Annotated in this window: 17 protein-coding genes; 13 read left to right on the plus strand and 4 right to left on the minus strand. The window is 46.2% G+C overall.

Annotation, left to right across the window (positions count from 1 at the left end; translation table 11 throughout):
* Nucleotides 1–7 precede the first annotated feature (7 nt).
* Nucleotides 8–1384 (minus strand): YheC/YheD family endospore coat-associated protein, encoded by a 1377-nt coding sequence (locus QFZ77_RS12650; RefSeq protein ID WP_307439957.1) that lies wholly within the window; start codon nucleotides 1382–1384, stop codon nucleotides 8–10.
* Nucleotides 1385–1670: 286 nt separating this feature from the next.
* Here QFZ77_RS12650 and QFZ77_RS12655 point away from each other — a divergent pair, with 286 nt between their 5' ends.
* The 5 genes from QFZ77_RS12655 to QFZ77_RS12675 all read left to right on the plus strand — a co-directional run bounded on the left by QFZ77_RS12655 (nucleotide 1671) and on the right by QFZ77_RS12675 (nucleotide 6496).
* Nucleotides 1671–2006, plus strand: coding sequence for a YlbF family regulator (locus QFZ77_RS12655; RefSeq protein ID WP_307439959.1), 336 nt, complete (start codon nucleotides 1671–1673; stop codon nucleotides 2004–2006).
* A gap of 189 nt (nucleotides 2007–2195) precedes the next feature.
* Nucleotides 2196–3251, plus strand: a complete 1056-nt coding sequence (locus QFZ77_RS12660) for an acyltransferase (RefSeq protein ID WP_307439961.1) — start codon at nucleotides 2196–2198, stop codon at nucleotides 3249–3251.
* 628 nt (nucleotides 3252–3879) lie between these two features.
* Nucleotides 3880–4608, plus strand: a complete 729-nt coding sequence (gene nfsA, locus QFZ77_RS12665; protein WP_307439963.1) for an oxygen-insensitive NADPH nitroreductase — start codon at nucleotides 3880–3882, stop codon at nucleotides 4606–4608.
* A gap of 93 nt (nucleotides 4609–4701) precedes the next feature.
* A complete protein-coding gene (locus tag QFZ77_RS12670; RefSeq protein WP_307439966.1) occupies nucleotides 4702–4989 on the plus strand; it encodes a hypothetical protein in 288 nt (95 codons plus the stop codon).
* 178 nt (nucleotides 4990–5167) lie between these two features.
* The gene (locus QFZ77_RS12675; protein ID WP_307439968.1) at nucleotides 5168–6496 is read left to right on the plus strand and encodes a DRTGG domain-containing protein; all 1329 of its coding nucleotides are present in this window, start codon (nucleotides 5168–5170) and stop codon (nucleotides 6494–6496) included.
* On the opposite strand, the gene QFZ77_RS12680 is transcribed toward QFZ77_RS12675, so the two are convergent.
* From QFZ77_RS12680 to QFZ77_RS12690, 3 genes are all read right to left on the minus strand, one after another.
* Nucleotides 6493–6786, minus strand: a complete 294-nt coding sequence (locus QFZ77_RS12680) for a YtpI family protein (protein WP_261302100.1) — start codon at nucleotides 6784–6786, stop codon at nucleotides 6493–6495. The genes QFZ77_RS12675 and QFZ77_RS12680 overlap by 4 nt on opposite strands.
* Before the next feature lie 94 nt (nucleotides 6787–6880).
* The gene (locus QFZ77_RS12685; protein ID WP_307439971.1) at nucleotides 6881–7282 is read right to left on the minus strand and encodes a sporulation membrane protein YtrI; all 402 of its coding nucleotides are present in this window, start codon (nucleotides 7280–7282) and stop codon (nucleotides 6881–6883) included.
* An 86-nt stretch (nucleotides 7283–7368) separates the two neighbouring features.
* Nucleotides 7369–7701, minus strand: a complete 333-nt coding sequence (locus QFZ77_RS12690) for a YtrH family sporulation protein (RefSeq protein WP_307439973.1) — start codon at nucleotides 7699–7701, stop codon at nucleotides 7369–7371.
* A gap of 124 nt (nucleotides 7702–7825) precedes the next feature.
* On the opposite strand from QFZ77_RS12690, the gene QFZ77_RS12695 reads away from it, so the two are divergent.
* From QFZ77_RS12695 to QFZ77_RS12730, 8 genes are all read left to right on the plus strand, one after another.
* Nucleotides 7826–11455, plus strand: a complete 3630-nt coding sequence (locus QFZ77_RS12695) for a DNA polymerase III subunit alpha (protein WP_307439975.1) — start codon at nucleotides 7826–7828, stop codon at nucleotides 11453–11455.
* 71 nt (nucleotides 11456–11526) lie between these two features.
* Nucleotides 11527–12027 carry a phosphatidylglycerophosphatase A family protein gene (locus QFZ77_RS12700; protein WP_057307279.1) on the plus strand — a complete coding sequence of 167 codons (501 nt, stop codon included), beginning with the start codon at nucleotides 11527–11529 and terminating at the stop codon, nucleotides 12025–12027.
* A gap of 174 nt (nucleotides 12028–12201) precedes the next feature.
* On the plus strand, nucleotides 12202–12390 hold the full coding sequence (locus QFZ77_RS12705; protein WP_029197080.1) for a hypothetical protein: 189 nt from the start codon (nucleotides 12202–12204) through the stop codon (nucleotides 12388–12390).
* 67 nt (nucleotides 12391–12457) lie between these two features.
* Nucleotides 12458–13324, plus strand: coding sequence for an acetyl-CoA carboxylase, carboxyltransferase subunit beta (accD, locus tag QFZ77_RS12710; protein WP_307439979.1), 867 nt, complete (start codon nucleotides 12458–12460; stop codon nucleotides 13322–13324).
* Entirely contained in the window at nucleotides 13314–14288 is a 975-nt protein-coding gene (locus QFZ77_RS12715; RefSeq protein ID WP_307439981.1) for an acetyl-CoA carboxylase carboxyltransferase subunit alpha, read from the plus strand. Before accD ends, QFZ77_RS12715 begins: the two co-directional genes overlap by 11 nt.
* Nucleotides 14281–16035 (plus strand): pyruvate kinase, encoded by a 1755-nt coding sequence (pyk, locus tag QFZ77_RS12720; protein ID WP_307439983.1) that lies wholly within the window; start codon nucleotides 14281–14283, stop codon nucleotides 16033–16035. The genes QFZ77_RS12715 and pyk overlap by 8 nt, the downstream gene beginning before the upstream one ends.
* Before the next feature lie 175 nt (nucleotides 16036–16210).
* Nucleotides 16211–16675 carry an acyl-CoA thioesterase gene (locus QFZ77_RS12725; RefSeq protein ID WP_307439985.1) on the plus strand — a complete coding sequence of 155 codons (465 nt, stop codon included), beginning with the start codon at nucleotides 16211–16213 and terminating at the stop codon, nucleotides 16673–16675.
* A gap of 14 nt (nucleotides 16676–16689) precedes the next feature.
* Complete coding sequence (locus QFZ77_RS12730) at nucleotides 16690–17085, plus strand: FxsA family protein (RefSeq protein ID WP_307439987.1); 396 nt, start codon at nucleotides 16690–16692, stop codon at nucleotides 17083–17085.
* Nucleotides 17086–17104 lie beyond the last annotated feature (19 nt).

The following is a 17104-nucleotide window of genomic DNA, read 5'->3' on the forward strand; positions in this document are numbered from 1 at the left end:
TTTCACCTCAGAACTTCGCTAAAAAGCGCGAATATTGCACGATTTGTTTCACAGACGGTCTAATTTTCTTTTCAATGTTAAGAGGGGTATTATCATCCTTGGACGGTTTGGAGTTCACTTCGAGCAACCAAACTTTGCCCATTTTATCTACAGCAAGGTCGATTCCTAACTCTCCAAAATGATTTGGGATTTGTGTTTCGATCCCTTTGGCGATGTCTAGAGAAGCCTTGCGCAATCGTCCCAAGACTGAGACACGTGTAGCTGACGAAAATGAAGACTTAGCAAGTGCTCCAGCCGCGGTCGTAAGACTGCCGCCACGAGCCAGGTTAGAGACAAAATGCTGCGTTCCTGCAATTCGGCCAACAATCGACGTTATGGCCCATTGCCCTTGGGCTCCCCGCTGTACAAGCGCTCGGAAATCAACGGGGTTACCGTCTGAAGTAATGAGATCGAGTCCTTGTTGTAATTGATAACGTTGTGTCTTGAGCTTGCCGGATAAGGTCTGGAACACAGCGGTTAGCGAGGAGAAAGATTGTTTGCGAGCCCCAGCGAGGTTCGTAAAATGACAGGTAAAGCCATCTCCTGCTTCCTTGCGAATGCGAATGATTCCTTTACCTAAACTTCCGGTAATCGGTTTAAGGAATAAGACCGGATGGCGTGCGGCCATGGATTTCAACATCTGATAGTTTTTGAAGAGGTAGGATTCGGGTAAATATCCATGGAGAGTGTTATCTTTGCGCAAGGCCTCGAATACTTCCGTTTTGTTCAAATATTTCTCATTAAAGATGTCAGTGGCATGGCGAGCTTTGACGTCTTTCATGAATTGTTGAACATTGGTCATGTTTTCGTATTTGCGCGAGGTAAGTCGATTATAGATGACATTGGGAATCGGAAACGTTTTTTTGCTCCAGGAACCATTGGAATACGAATACGCGGATAGAGTTTGGGCATTGGCACGCATTTCATCAGGAGGAAAAAAGCACACAATAGCCCCAAAAAGGTCACACGCATCCGTCATTTCTTTACAAAAAGCGGTGATAGCACCGAATGGACGATCATTTGAGCCAGCATAAACCCGGCTAATCATTACACCAATCAAGGGTCCGATCGACAAGGTGCTTGTGTTTTGCCTATAATGGAGATTGAGTTGAGCCCCATGATGAAGACCGATTTTGGAAGCGAGAGCAGGGTTTACACGTAAACTGTTCGACGTTGAGGCGGTAACAACTTTGACATCCTGCTGGGCAGAGCCAAATCGCATAGTAATCGTTTGATTGGACGGAACTTTCCATTTTTTTGCAATGGCTTCACTTAGAACAACGGTCCGATCATCCAAATAGATGCTGGTGCCTTGAATGGATATTCCAACTTTCGTCCGGGTCAATAGCGAACACTCCTTCCAGCATGAGAAAACCCCTATCGAGGCCATTCATGGATGATCGACCGCGTTTAAAGGTAGTTTTTATCGCCAATAAGAAAGCTGTTTTCGTTAACCGAAAACTTAATCTTTCTTATGTGGTCAAAAATGGCATTGCTGCTTAAGCAAAGTAAACTACTCCATCATATGAGGACATATTTCCCTTGGTGCCTAGGCATCTGTCCGAAAGTGCCCTTTTATTCGTTGAGAAAGTACATAGGCCGTAACAAATGAAAAATGAGGAGGAAATAAAATGAATGTACATGATAAGGCTTACGAATTGGCAAAAGCAATTAAGGAAAGCAGCGAATATAAGGATATGAAGGAGTTCCGCTCCATCATTAACGGCGATGCATCCAGTAAGAGCTTGTTGGAAGCTTTTCGCAATCGTCAAAATGAGCTGCAGCAGAAAATGGCAGGAGGCGACATGCCGCCGCAAGAGGATATGGAACAATTGCAGAAGTTATATGAGGAGCTCGCGCTCAATCCACGTATTAGCCAATTATTCGACGCGGAGCGCCGATTGTCGATCGTACTGGAAGATGTGCAGCGGATTATTGCTGAGCCGTTAGAAGCCATGTTGAAATAAAAAAGAGTGTATCCCTCGTAGAGAAGTCTAGTGGTCTATTCGTCTAGAAGTCTACTCCTGGGCTACACTCTTTTTTTAGTAAACAATCTAAGAGGAGAATACCTTTTTGCTAGGCTCAATGTTGCGAAAAATCTCGAAACTGTCTATAGTAAAAGGGTATTTATTAGGAAAAGAGGACTTGAAACCGTTATGGCAAAAGCAAAAATCACGGAGCTCGATATCGTTAGAGCCTTCGCAATCCTTGCAGTCGTTCTGATTCATGTTACCGCGGACTGGACAGTGGATCCGGCTTTGAAAGGGAGCAGCACAGAGCTAATCATTTTATTTTTAAACAAAATAAGCTATTTCGCCGTTCCAGTTTTTATTTTCATGAGTGGCATTGTATTGTTCTATATTTATACGGATAATTGGAGTGCGAAACAGGCTGGCATTTTCTACTGGAAACGTGTCCGTCAAGTGTTAGTTCCTTATATCGTTTGGTCCTTCTTCTACTATATATATAATCCTTGGCTTTGGACGCCGGGGCACCCCATTAAGGTTGATCTACGTGTTTTTCTGGAACAGTTAAAATGGGCAGATTCCGGTTATCACTTATATTTCATGATTATTATCGTACAGTTCTACTTGCTGTTTCCGCTGCTAGTTTGGGCTGTTAGAAATGCGCCATGGTTTCGCCGTACGCTGGCACTTTGGGGACTAGCCATTCAAGCGGGCGTTTACATTTACAGCCACTGGTTCGGTACGATTAGTCATAAACCAGAGCTGTGCATAACGTACTTCGGCTATTTCCTTGTGGGTGGTGCAATTGGCATGAACTATGGAGTCTTTCGTTCTTGGATGGAGCGGAACAAAGGTTGGGTGCTGCCAGCTGCACTCCTCAGTGGTTTGGCCTATGTGATGCTTTACTTATTGGGACTAAAAGGATATAAGTTTGAAAATACGTGGTACGAAATTTTATGGCTGCTCTATAGCATTAGCATTGGTGTAAGCTTTATCTGGATCGCGAAATGGCTTCTCCAAAAATCAAGCAGAGTGGCAAGCTTCTTCGTCTCGCTAGGCTCGGTGTCATTTGGTGTCTACTTGATGCATCCAGCGTTGTTATCACTATGGAAATATAAAGTAAATATGCCTGGCTCGATTTTACTTTTTAACGTGTATAATGGGATCGTTTTAGTGCTGATTGTTGCGATACCGTGGGTACTCACGCTGTTATATAGAAAAGTAAGAAAAGTGTTGTCGATATGATAGAGATGAGGACCCAGTTGGTTGGGTCTTTTTTTAAAAAAAATAGATAAGAATTTATATGTTTTGGGTAAGGGGTAAGCGAAGCTTACCCCTTTTTTAACGATCTGGCGAAGCACGCGCCATCGAAAACCAGCTGAGAAGTCGAAAACGTCCTTCTCAGCCTTCAACCCAGACCTCACACGCTGTAGTCGGCAGCTGAGAGGTCTTTTTTTGATTTACTTCATAGTCGCACGATTCCTACGAGTTAAATACTCCTGATATCATTCTAGTTGCCGTCTGGGGAGAGAAATGCAGGGAAGGAGAATAGGCTCAGAAAACGCGCTTTCGGCGAGTGAAGATCGAGATAAGGTCGGTAACAGAGCTTAAAGTTAGCGGGAAGAGCGTTGAAGTTGGAGTAGGTAGGCTGAGAAGTCGATTTCGGAGCTTTCAGCTGAAAATGCGCACTTTTGGCAAGCAATAGCGGTTATTTATTTGAACATTCCTCCCGGGTATCGGATAATTGCAGAGACGGATTGTTGGACAGTCTGGTTCAGTGAAGTCGAGGTTGCTCAGATTATGACAGTTTGTCGACCATATCGGTGGAGACTTTCTAAATATATTCTACATATAGAAGAGAGGTTGTTGAAGAATGAACGAAATCATTTCTTTATTGCAAAATCATCGCTCCATTCGTAAGTTTACGAATGAGCCAGTAAGCTCGGAACAGCTGGACGCTATTCTGGCAGCCGCTCAAGCGGCATCTACATCCAGCAATATGCAAGCGTATAGCGTTATCCACGTTACGGATGACGGGCTGAAGAACCAGCTTGCCGCACTAGCCGGCAATCAAGCTTACGTCAGCGAGTGTCCGCTGTTCCTAGTGTGGTGCGCGGATTTGCACCGCTACGCGCAGGCTGTCCACCGTCACGGGGACACCCCGGTAACTGGCAACGCTGAGAATTTCATCGTTGCCACGGTAGATGCTGCATTAGCTGCACAAAATGCAGCGATTGCCGCCGAATCACTCGGACTCGGCGTAGTGTATATTGGTGGGCTGCGCAATAAGCCCGCTGAGGTGTCCCAGCTGCTGGGCTTACCGCAGCTGGTGTACCCGGTCTTCGGCATGTGCATCGGCATGCCGGATCAAGAGCCGCTGCAGCGGCCGCGGCTCCCGAGAGAAGCCGTATACCATGAGAATCGGTATACGGATAACGAAGGAGCGGTCGACGTGTACGACGAGAGCATCCGCGACTATATGAAGGTTCGATCCGGCGGCAAAGTCGATACGACCTGGTCCAAGGATATGGCCGCCAAAGCACAGCGGCCGCGAGAGCATATGAAACCCTTCCTAAGCACCCAGGGTTTCGAGATTGAGTAAGCCTTAATCTTTCGCTTTGAACATATAACAAGAACTTGTCTCATACAATGACATTAGTATGAGATAGGTTCTTGTTTATCTAAAGCGAAAGGAGTGATCATTTTGAAAGGCTTTAAAAATGTCGTCTACATGAGCTTAACTTTAGGCATGCTATTTTACTCCATTCCCCAATTGGAGTTCCGAGATGCAGGGTCGCTGCCTATGGTGTTCAGCGTCGTCTGGATCGTGATGGCCCTGCTTGTGACAGCCTCTCATTTGCATCAAATACTTGGTGTGGATGAAGAGAAACGCAAAGAGATGAGCCGCATCAATCGGATGAAAAAATGGCAGTTGGAGCAGCTTGTTCAAGGTCGCCGGAAACTTCTGCAGTTTCGCAAGTAGCGAAGAAGAGATTTCATTTTGACAACGAACGTATGTTTGCTATAATACAAATAAAGTATCCAATCCAATAGGGTTGGATTTTTTATTTAGAAAAAGCTGATTTCATTGTTCTTGCGCTTTGGAACGATTATACTAGTAGTACAGAGTAATACAGGAACAAGCGAATGAGGTGTAACAGTTGGACACACAATCCGTGGATACGTTAACGAAGCATGAACAGATTTTGCGCTATATTGAAAGCTTGAAGCTTGGCAGCCGGATCTCCGTTCGCAAAATTGCCAAGAACATGGAAGTCAGTGAAGGAACGGCTTACCGAGCTATTAAGGAGGCCGAGAATCAAGGTCTGGTCTCGACCAAAGAGCGAATCGGGACCGTAAGAGTCGAGAAAAAACTGCGGCAGAACATTGATAAGCTCACATTTGCTGAAGTCGTGAACATGGTCGATGGGCAAGTTCTCGGTGGCTCACGGGGACTCCACAAGACGCTGCACAAGTTCGTTATCGGCGCGATGGAACAGGATGCCATGATGCGCTACATTGAGGCGGGCAGCCTTCTTATCGTTGGTAACCGCAACCGTGCCCATATCTGTGCTTTGGAACAAGGCGCAGGAGTGCTCATTACGGGGGGATTTAACACCAGTACAGAGGTGAAAGTCCTTGCAGATGAACTGGAACTACCGATTATTTCGAGCAGCTACGATACATTTACAGTTGCCTCCATGATTAATAGAGCCATATACGATCGATTGATCAAGAAGAAGATTATGCTTGTCGAGGACATCCTGGCATCAGGTGCTACCCTATATGCCCTCAAGGCAAATAGTACACTGAAGGACTGGCAGCGCATGTCAGAGGATACAGGGTACAGCCGTTTTCCTGTCGTAGACGAGTGGAACCGAATTATTGGAGTTGTGACCTCGAAGGATATGGTGGGCGCTAATTCTCTACAAACGGTAGATAAGCTTATGACGCGCAGTCCGCTTACTGTTACGCCCCAAACTTCGGTAGCATCAGCGGCCCACATGATGGTGTGGGAAGGCATTGAACTGCTGCCAGTCGTAGATACAAACCGCAAAATACTTGGCGTGCTTAATCGCAGCGATGTGCTGAAAGCCATGCAGTATATTCAGAAGCAGCCGCAGAATGGTGAAACGTTCGAGGATTTAATCTGGTCCGGACTGGAAGAAGTCAGAGATGAGAAGGGGACACTTCAGTTTCATGGCGTTATTACCCCACAGATGACGAATCATTTGGGGACGGTATCGGAAGGTGTTCTTACAACACTGATGACCCAAGCGGCCTATCGCATCGTGCAGGAACATAAGAAGGGGGATCTCGTCATGGACAATATGTCGACCTATTTCTTAAAACCGCTGCAAATTGACTCCAAAATAGAAATACGACCCACCATCATTGAGGTGAGCCGTAAGTTTGGCAAAATTGATGTAGAAATTTATCATGCTGGGACTTTGGTTTCCAAAGCGATGCTAACCGCTCAAGTCATTTAACGCAGCATGCGATCGAAGTGCCCGTGATTGCGAATGCCGGCGAATAAGTTGAACAGACCTAGCAAGACCAGCACGGTGCCGAAGATACGGCGAAAGCTGGATTCACTAAAGAAGAAGATTTGGGTGATGGCAATCAGAACGAGCATCAAACCCATGCAAATATTCATGCGGGCCGAGTAGAGACCGCGTTTGGCGGGCTCCTTTTCACGGCGTGCCCGAAAGCTGAAATACACGGATAAGGCAAGCAGCAGGCAAATAAGAGAGAATAAAGTGATTTGAATCGCGAACATGTGGTTAATCCGTCCTTTTAAGCAAGTTTACTGTTAACTTTAGCGATTTTAGGAGGAGATTGCAATCACATCTCGCTTAAATCTTGCCAAGTCCTCATGTTCGTTTTTCCTGGGCTGTAATCCATACAGTTAATTCAGTCTGAATTAACACGATCGATTTCACTTCAACGATATATTTTTTATCATGCAGAATGTAGGTCTTTTGGGTGATCAGTTTCTCATAGAGAGGCTGAGCGTCTTTTACGTAAGTAGCTTTTTGACCGATGACGAGCTTGAGCTCGCTTTTAATATCGCTCTCGATTTCTTTCTGAATATCTTCACTAATGAGTTCTTCCTGATTTTTCGGAACTAAATGTACGTTGACGATATTAATTAAGGATTGCTTATTTTTGGTCTTGTTTAAGTTGTCGATATCGGCACGTAAATCACGATTTTCTTGCAAATATTTATGCATCTCCACATATAGTTGCGTGTAGTTATATTGATGAATGCTCATATAGACCGCGCTCCCAATGATAGCTCCCGAAAGCATCAGTCCTAAGCTCGAAAGCAGACGTTGATATCGGGCAAAAGGAGGGATCCTCAAGGCTGATTGCCCCCTTTGCAGATCATTTGAATAAGTGAAGTGCCCATCTGAGCTCCTATAAAGGCAACAATAATCAGCACGATTTGCTTAATAGCAGGATTCAAATGCCCTATAGCTACATGGCTTTCAATATAGCGTATCGGGTCAATCGTGCCGCCAACAGCAGCTACCATGGCCCAGATTTTAATGTTTTCTGAAATGGTCAGCATTTTTTCCGTCGGTGATTGAAGCGTGAGCACGGCTGCTATTCCACTTAACATGCTGCCTCCAAATACGACCCCGAATGCAATACAGAAATACACGATAATATTTGCCCAAAAGACATACATGTCCTTATCGCTTCCTTTCCAGCTAAGTTAAAGAGGACAAACTCTCTATACTTAATGTATGGGAATGCCTAGCACCAATATGATAAAATATAAGGAATAAAATGAAAGAAGGGAGGACATGCTGATGAGTTCGTTTGTACACTTGCATGTTCATAGTGAATACAGTTTATTAGACGGTGCGGCACGTATGGAGGAGCTTGTTTCGCAAGCAGCTAATCTTGGCATGACCTCTCTGGCATTGACGGATCACGGTGTCATGTACGGGGCCATTGCCTTCTACAAAGCCTGCAAACAGCGAGGCATTAAACCAATTATTGGTTGTGAAGTCTACTTCACAGCGGGATCTATTCGCGATAAAGGGACTAGACAAGAACAGCCGATTTATCACCTCATCCTGCTTGCCAAAAATTTTCAAGGCTATCAAAATTTAATGAAGCTCTGTTCAATCGGACATTTACAGGGCTTTCATTATAAACCCCGTATCGATTTGGAACATTTAGCCAAGCATTCAGAGGGACTTATTTGTTTGAGCTCCTGCTTAGGCAGCGAGGTTTCACAGCATTTGCTTCACAATCGTCATGATGAGGCCAAAAAAGCGGCGGAGCGCTATCGTGATATTTTCGGCGATGACTTCTTTCTGGAAATTCAAGATCATGGGATGATTGAGCAGAAAAAAGTGATGATTTCGATGATCGAGCTGAGCAAAGAAATCGGAATACCGCTTATTGCCACGAATGATGTGCACTATGTGACTGAACCAGATCACGTGATGCAAGACATTCTCATTTGCATTGGAACTGGCAAAACGGTTGAGGACACAGATCGGCTTAAGATGGGGACGAGTCAGATGTATTTGAAAAGCGAGGAGGAGATGAGACGTTTATTCGTCCATGTCCCCGAAGCGCTTACGAATACGAGCGTTGTAGCTTCACGCTGTGAACTCGAACTGGAGTTCGGTAAATCGATTTTGCCTAGCTTTCGTCCGATTCCAAATCACCTCACAGCTGGAGATTATTTGCGAGAGCTCTGTGTGCAGGGGCTGGAGCAGCGTTATTCTGCTAAAGCAGAGTGGCATACAGCGGATTCACCGCTGCGGAAACAAGCAGAAGATCGTCTATCTTATGAGCTCAGCGTCATTGAGAAAATGGGTTTTTCCGATTACTTCTTGATCGTATGGGATTTTATTCGTTTTGCGCACGAAAAGAGTATCATGACCGGGCCGGGCAGGGGATCTTCTGCCGGAAGTCTAGTTGCTTATGTACTGCGCATTACGAATGTGGATCCACTGAAATATAAGCTGCTGTTTGAACGTTTTCTTAACCCTGAGCGGATTACGATGCCGGATATTGATATCGATTTTAGCGATGAACGCCGGGATGAAGTGATTGACTACGTGGTTGCCAAATATGGTCACGAGCATGTCGCGCAAATTATTACCTTCGGAACGATGGCGGCCAAAGCCGCGGTAAGGGATGTCGGACGCGTATTAAATGTACCCTATGGGGATGTTGACCGTGCGGCCAAGGCGATTCCGAATCAACTAGGTATGACCTTATCGGAAGCACTTCAGGTTAGCTCTGATTTAAAGGGGCTGGTCGCAAGACAGCCTAAGACGGCAGAATTGCTTGAAATGGCGATGCGTGTTGAAGGAATGCCGCGCCATGCTTCAACGCATGCAGCAGGGGTTGTCATTTCGAGAGAACCGTTAACGCAGTATGTCCCTCTCCAAGAAGGCACGGCTCAGACAGCTCTTACCCAGTATACGATGGAGCATTTGGAGGCCATCGGACTGTTGAAAATGGATTTTCTTGGCTTGCGGACGCTGTCTATTATAGAACGTACGGTTGATTGGATTGCACAAATGGAAGATGTGCGCCTCAACTTTGATTTACTGGACATGGATGAGGATGCCTTGACCTACGGTATGCTTAGCAAGGGAGAAACGACGGGCGTTTTCCAACTGGAATCATCTGGTGTTCGCAAGGTTTTGAAGGATTTGAAGCCCTCTGTGTTTGAAGATATTATTTCCGTTCTGGCCTTGTACCGTCCAGGTCCGATGGAGTTTATACCTAAATATATTTTTGGAAAGCACGGACAGATGGAGGTCGTCTATCCGCACCCCACGTTAGAACCTATCCTTCGAGATACGTACGGCATTATCGTCTACCAAGAGCAAATTATGCAAATTGCCTCATCAATGGCAGGTTTCAGCTTAGGAGAAGCAGATTTGTTAAGACGAGCGGTGTCCAAGAAGAAGCGGGAAGTGCTGGATGAAGAACGGGCACATTTCGTTTCGGGCAGCTTGCGTCAAGGTTTTAACGCCGATGAGGCTAATCATGTGTATGATATGATTGTGCGTTTTGCTGACTATGGTTTCCCGCGTGCGCATGCAACGGCTTATGGGGTGCTGGCATTCCAAACAGCTTATTTAAAAGCGCACTATCCGATATATTTTATGGCCTCTATGTTAACGGCTGTCATGGGGAATCATCGGAAGGTAGCCGAATATGTGGATGAATGCCGGCGGGTGAAATTGGCTGTGCTGCCGCCTGATGTCAATGGCAGCGGAACGGTATTTACACCGGATCCTGCGGCCGGGGCGATTCGTTTCGGACTTGCTGCGATCAAAAATGTAGGCACTCAAGCGATTGATGCTATTCTTAATGAACGGAAGCAGTCACCATTCGAGAGCTTGCTTGATTTCTGCAGACGTGTTGATTTACGCGTATGTAATAAGCGAGTAATTGAATCGCTCATTCAAGGTGGAGCTTTTGACACACTAGGCGGGCATCGAGCTCAGCTGATGGCTATTCTCGATGAAACCATCGCCTCTGCAACCAAATGGCGCAAGGAACGGGATGATCTGCAGCTTCACCTCTTCGGCTTCGTTGAAGAACCGAACTGGGAGGTTGAGGTTCCGAACATTCCTCCGATGCCGCAAAGTAAACAATTGGAGCTCGAGAAGGAACTTCTTGGCATGTATATATCCGGACATCCGCTTGATGCCTATACGGAGCAACTAGCGGAGATGGAAGCGGCTATGCTTCATCAGTTAGCCGAGCTGCCAGATAACAGTGAGGTTCTTGTAGCGGGGATGATTCTCTCAAATAAGACAATCGTCACCAAGAAGGGGCAGCCCATGGCGTTCATGGAGCTGGAGGATCGCATCGATAAGGTCGAGGTAGTCTTGTTCCCCGAGACCTGGAAGAATACGGCTCCCCTCGTGCAGAAGGGCAGACTCGTCCTCGTCCGGGCGAAGCTGCAGCTTCAGGACGAGGACCCGCCCAAGCTGCTCGCGGAGCAGCTTGTCGCGCTGGACGACCCTGCGGGCGTCCAGCGGCTCCGCCGGCAGCCAGGGGCGCATAGGCGATCAGCTGACGTAGTCAGCGATCCGCCTGCGCGCACGGCTGCCGTCTCAGGCGGCGCACGCAGGGCCGCCGCTGTAACACAGGCGCCCCCTGTGACGGGCCGCCAGGAGTCCCGCGCTGCGGCGCAGCCGGCGCGCACGAACGCTGCGGAGCCGAAGGCGCAGCGGGTGTTCGTCAAGATCTCGGCTGACTGCGAGCAGCCGGATAAGCTGCTGCAGCTGAAGGCGCTGCTGAAGCTGCATAAGGGAGGGCTTGCGGTTGCGCTTTTCTACGAAAGCAGCAACAAGCTCTTGGCCCTGAGCGACCAATATTTGGTCGATCCTTCGAAGGATTTGTTCCGTATGATTGAGACCATCATGGGTAAAGATTCGGTCAGAGTGAAATAAAGATTGCATCCTCCGCATATGAATAGGAACCCGGCATTTCAGGGGCTTATTACATGCGTAGGAGGAGACTTATGACCGAACAACATATGATCCAGTTGCTGCAAAGACGTGGTGTAACGGTAGAGCAAATCTCTGAAATTGTGTTCAAGCTGCAAAAGCCCTATAATGATCAACTTTCGCAAGAAGAGTGTATCGAAAGTGTGCTGGCTGTTCTCGCCAAGCGGGAAGTGCAGTATACGCTTTATACGGGCATTGCTCTTGATGAATTGGCAGAGAAAAAGCTGTTACCCGAGCCTTTGCAATCGATTCTTGAAGCGGATGAACCTCTGTTCGGCGTCGATGAAACTCTGGCCCTAGGCATTGTTCATGTATATGGGATGATTGGCTTAACTAGCTTTGGCTATTTAGATAAGGAAAAAATGGGTATTATCCGAACATTGAATGATGATCGAAGTTCTGTGCATGTTTTTCTGGATGATTTGATCTGTGGTTTAGCAGCAGCCGCTTCTGCCAGAATCGCTCATCAGAATGAGCATGCGCCTGATTATAGCAGTAAATTACGTCTGGACTAGCTCAAATAGTTCAGACTTCACTTTTTTTAATGATCGTGCTCTGTTGCGGGCAAAAGAGAAATTATGATATCATTATTCCATTGTGTGCGCCTATGCTTATGTAGGATGTTAATGATCATCGTTACTAACTTGCCCTAATCCATGTAGTTGCACGTCATAGGAGGTTTTTTTTTCATGTGGACGGTGATATACATAGCTCCTACCGCGAAGATTGCAGAGCGGATTAAACAGAGGCTGACGGAAGAAGGATTTCTCGTACAAGTTCGGGGTATCTCCTTATCCAAAAATCAGTTCGAAATCGTCGTACCAGAAGGCGAAGTAGAGGAAGTACAGGAAGTGCTCAATTCTATTTTACATAGATAATGAAAAGTAGAAGTAAGTAACGTGGCTTGTCAGAAGTTCAAGATAATAGCCAAGTAGAGGTGGAAATGTGCTAAAGGATTTATTTCAAAAGCGTAAATATGCAACGATTCCTTCTGAGAAAACAAAACGGGATATTCCCGAAGGTTTAATGAATAAATGCCCGAAATGCGGTACGATCCAAACGAGCAAAGAGCTTGAGAAAAATCTAAAAGTTTGTACAGCTTGTGGCTATCATTATCGATTAAGCGCGCCCGAACGTATCCAATTAACGCTCGATGAAGGTCAGTTTTTGGAATACGACGCAGACATGATCTCCGAGGATCCTTTGGAGTTCCCTGATTACGTAGAGAAATTAGATAAAGCGAAGAGTACAACGAAATTACAAGATGCAATTATGACCGGGGAAGGTACGATTGGTGGCTATCCGGTTATTGTTGCGGCTATGAGTTTTGACTTCATGGGTGGATCACTAGGCTCCGTTGTTGGGGAGAAAATAACCAGAGCGATCGAAGCTGCAATTCAAAAGAAAGTACCAATTATCATTTATTCAACATCAGGTGGAGCTCGTATGCAAGAAAGCATTCTAAGCTTGATGCAAATGGCGAAGACAAGCGCTGCTTTGTCCAAGCTCGGCGCGGAAGGCGGATTGTTTATTTCTATTATTACAGATCCGACTTTCGGCGGTGTTTCTGCGAGTTTTGCTATGCTAGGCGATATTATTATTGCTGAACCGGCTGCTCCATTTGGATTTACGGGGCGTCGTGTTATTGAACAAACGATTAAACAGAAACTGCCGGACAATTTCCAGACATCTGAATTCAATCTCGAGCATGGTCAGCTCGATAAGGTCGTAAGCCGTAAGGATATACGTCCTACGTTAATCAAGCTGTTAGACATGCACGGAGTGAAGGGGGAGGCGACTTATGGCGGGTGAAATGCCGTTTGAACAGCCGCTGGCGGAACTAAAGAAGAAGATTGCGGAACTGCGTACTTTTGGCGCTGAGAAGAAAATTGACTTTTCAGAGGAAATCCGCCGTTTGGAAGAAAGATACGTTGAACTCGAAGTTGAGCTTTATGCGAATATGTCTTCTGCTGAGAAAATGCAGTTGGCCCGCCATCCGCAAAGGCCGACAACGATTGATTATATTGGCACCATTTTCACAGATTTCATAGAGTTTCATGGTGATCGCCTTTATGGAGATGACCTTGCGATTGTAGGTGGATTAGCCAAGTTGAACGGCATTCCAGTTACGGTTGTCGGTCATCAAAAAGGGAAAGACACGAAGGACAATATTGCTCGTAACTTCGGTTGTCCGCATCCGGAAGGGTTCCGTAAAGCGCTGCGTTTGATGCGTCAAGCGAACAAGTTCAAGCGTCCTATTGTGACGTTTATTGATACCAAGGGGGCATTCCCTGGGAATGCTGCAGAAGAGCGCGGCCAAGGAGAAGCGATTGCCAGAAATTTACTGGAAATGGCCTCTTTTCGTGTGCCGATCATCTGTATTGTTATTGGGGAAGGCGGCAGTGGCGGCGCACTCGGCTTAGGTGTAGGTAACAAGGTGTTAATGTTGGAGAATGCTATCTATTCGGTTATTAGTCCCGAAGGCGCGGCTTCCATCTTATATAAAGATGCTTCCAAAGCTTTACACGCGGCAGAAGCAATGAAAATTACTGCGGATCATATCTTGGAGCTTAAGGTGATCGACGGTATTATTCCAGAGCCTAAAGGTGGCGCACACCGGGATTTAGCAGCACAAGCAGAATTGATCAAAACAGCTATCTGGGAACAGCTTCAGCATTTGCTAAGTATGAACGAACAGGAGCTACTCGAGGACCGTTACCGCAAATTTAGAGAGATCGGCCGGTTCACATTCACTCAGGAGGGAAACCATGCGTAAAACGAAAATTGTCTGTACCATTGGACCTGCAAGCGAATCACAAGAGAATTTGAAAAAGCTTCTAGAAGCGGGAATGAATGTTGCCCGTCTTAACTTCTCCCACGGAGATTTTGAGGAGCATGGCGCACGTATCCGCAACCTTCGCGCTGCATCCGCTGAGACAGGCAAAGTAGCAGCTATTTTGCTTGATACCAAAGGACCGGAAATTCGTACGGGAAAATTGAAAGAAGAGCCGATTGAGCTTGTTCAGGACAAGCACATCATTTTGACGACAGAAGAAATTTTGGGCGATGCTGACCGTATCTCGGTTACGTATTCGAATCTGCCGCGTGACGTTGCTGTTGGATCTACCATTTTAATCGATGATGGTTTAATTGGTCTTGCGGTTGTTGATGTTCGTGGAACAGAAATCGAGTGCCGCATTGTTAATGGCGGAACGATTAAAAGTAAAAAAGGCGTTAACGTGCCAGGAGTGAAAATCAGTCTTCCGGGTATCACGGAAAAGGATGCCAACGATATCGTCTTCGGTATCGAGCAAGGCGTAGATTTCATCGCGGCTTCTTTCGTTCGTAAAGCAAGTGACGTTATGGAAATTCGTGAATTGTTGGAAAGACACAATGCTTCACACATTCAAATCATTAGTAAAATCGAAAACCAAGAGGGCGTTGACAACTTAGACGAAATCCTTGAGGTATCCGATGGTCTGATGGTTGCTCGTGGGGATCTAGGGGTTGAAATTCCAGCTGAAGATGTTCCTGTTGTCCAAAAACAGATGATCAAAAAATGTAACATCGTAGGTAAGCCGGTTATTACGGCAACGATGATGCTCGACTCCATGCAGCGTAACCCGCGTCCAACGCGTGCAGAAGCAAGTGACGTAGCCAATGCGGTATTCGACGGAACGGATGCAGTTATGTTGTCCGGTGAAACAGCTGCAGGTAAATATCCGGTTGAGTCCGTTCAAACGATGGCCCGTATCGCTGAACGTGCGGAAGAGGCATTGGAATATAAAGAAATTTTCCTTCGTCAAGCTCAAGCACAGCAAGTTACAGTAACAGAAGCGATTTCTCAAGCTGTCGCTAACTCTGCGTTGGAGTTAGGTGCAAAAGCGATTCTTACGGCAACGGAAAGTGGATACACGGCAAGAATGGTATCCAAATACCGTCCGAAATCGCCGATCATCGCGGTTACTCCTAGTGAGCAAGTGATTCGCCGCTTGTCTCTTGTATGGGGTGTTATTCCGGTAATGGGTGTGCAAGCGAAAACGACGGACGAGCTGTTCAACCTTGCGGTAGATAGCAGCATTAAAACAGGTATCGTGTCTCTTGGGGATATCGTCGTTATTACAGCTGGCGTTCCCGTTGGACGCTCCGGAACTACGAACTTGATCAAGGTTCATCAAGTAGGCGAGATGATTGCCAAAGGAACAGGTATCGGCATGCAAACGGCAAGCGGTATCGTAGTAACGGCTCGTACACCTGAAGAAGCCAATGCGAAAATGGTTGACGGTGCTGTACTTGTAACCGTAACGACGGACAAAGAATATATGCCAGCTGTACAAAAAGCTTCAGCGTTGATTACCGAAGTTGGCGGAATCACTTCCCATGCGGCAGTAGTCGCTTTAAGCCTTGGAATTCCAGTCATTGTAGGCGTTGAGAACGCAGTGGAATTAATCAAAGACGGCACAGAAGTTTCGATTTATCCAGAAGTTGGCGTTATCTACTCTGGTCAAGCGAGCGTTCTGTAGGTATAGCAAAGAGTGTAGCGAGATTATTCTCGCTTCACTCTTTTTTATTTTAAACTAGCACCGAACGGAACTTACGCACTCAAACCCGCACTGAGTACACCTTCAGCATTACCCATCCCTAATCCTAGCTGTGCTATAATTGTTCTAAGACTTGTTACTGGAGGAATACATCATCATGACTCAGGAGCGCTGGCATCAGCATCAGTTTCGTGTGAGATATGAAGAAACGGATCAAATGGGGGTTGTGTACCATGCCAACTATTTGACGTGGTTCGAGATTGGGCGGACCGAACTTATCAGGGAGCTTGGTTACCCTTACCGGCGAATTGAGGAGAAAGGGCTATTGCTGCCGCTTGTTGAAGCAGAGATTAAGTTCAAGAAGCCTGCTCGTTATGATGACTTGGTATGCGTGAACACGCGTGTGATTGACAGGAGCAGTATTCGGCTCCATTTTGCCTATGAAATCCGTAAAGTTTCGGAAGAAATGATGGCTCTAACCGCAGATTCTGCTGCACAACCTACCGGGGAATTACTTGTGACTGGAGCAACACATCACGTTTGGGTGAATCCTTCTTGGAAGCCAATACGTATAGAGAAGGAAGCGCCAGAATTATGGCAGCTGTTAGCTAAGTATTCATAAAAGGGGCTGAGCTTATGTTTCGTATCATTCTTGCCATTTTTATTCTAGTGCCTGCCATAGAAGTTACGCTTCTCATCACACTTGGGCATTTTGTAGGAGGCTGGACAACTTTCGCGCTTATTATTATAAGCGGCTTCCTTGGTGCTTATTTCGCCAAGCGGGAAGGACGCAAAGTGCTGGAGTATGCCAAGTTTGAGTGGTCTCAGGGCCAACTGCCTACACAGCATTTGTTGGATGGAATCTGTATTTTCATCGGAGGCATTTTATTAATTACACCGGGGTTCATCACGGATATTTTCGGATTTCTACTTGTATTTCCTTACACGAGACCGATTTTCAAGGTTATGCTGCTTGCACTGATTCAAAAACAAATCGGAAGAGGCGGAATTAATATCATAAAACGTAGATAAAGAACAAAGGCTCGTTCAC

The organism is Paenibacillus sp. V4I3 (assembly GCF_030817215.1).
Classification (GTDB): Bacteria; Bacillota; Bacilli; order Paenibacillales; family NBRC-103111; genus Paenibacillus_E.

Coding starts and splice junctions, on each gene's coding strand:
- QFZ77_RS12655 (WP_307439959.1), top strand. CDS start 1,671: ATGAATGTACATGATAAGGCTTACGAATTGGCAAAAGCAATTAAGGAA.
- QFZ77_RS12660 (WP_307439961.1), top strand. CDS start 2,196: ATGGCAAAAGCAAAAATCACGGAGCTCGATATCGTTAGAGCCTTCGCA.
- nfsA (WP_307439963.1), top strand. CDS start 3,880: ATGAACGAAATCATTTCTTTATTGCAAAATCATCGCTCCATTCGTAAG.
- QFZ77_RS12680 (WP_261302100.1), bottom strand. CDS start 6,786: ATGTTCGCGATTCAAATCACTTTATTCTCTCTTATTTGCCTGCTGCTT.
- QFZ77_RS12685 (WP_307439971.1), bottom strand. CDS start 7,282: ATGAGCATTCATCAATATAACTACACGCAACTATATGTGGAGATGCAT.
- QFZ77_RS12690 (WP_307439973.1), bottom strand. CDS start 7,701: ATGTATGTCTTTTGGGCAAATATTATCGTGTATTTCTGTATTGCATTC.
- QFZ77_RS12695 (WP_307439975.1), top strand. CDS start 7,826: ATGAGTTCGTTTGTACACTTGCATGTTCATAGTGAATACAGTTTATTA.
- QFZ77_RS12700 (WP_057307279.1), top strand. CDS start 11,527: ATGACCGAACAACATATGATCCAGTTGCTGCAAAGACGTGGTGTAACG.
- QFZ77_RS12705 (WP_029197080.1), top strand. CDS start 12,202: ATGTGGACGGTGATATACATAGCTCCTACCGCGAAGATTGCAGAGCGG.
- QFZ77_RS12715 (WP_307439981.1), top strand. CDS start 13,314: ATGGCGGGTGAAATGCCGTTTGAACAGCCGCTGGCGGAACTAAAGAAG.
- pyk (WP_307439983.1), top strand. CDS start 14,281: ATGCGTAAAACGAAAATTGTCTGTACCATTGGACCTGCAAGCGAATCA.
- QFZ77_RS12725 (WP_307439985.1), top strand. CDS start 16,211: ATGACTCAGGAGCGCTGGCATCAGCATCAGTTTCGTGTGAGATATGAA.
- QFZ77_RS12730 (WP_307439987.1), top strand. CDS start 16,690: ATGTTTCGTATCATTCTTGCCATTTTTATTCTAGTGCCTGCCATAGAA.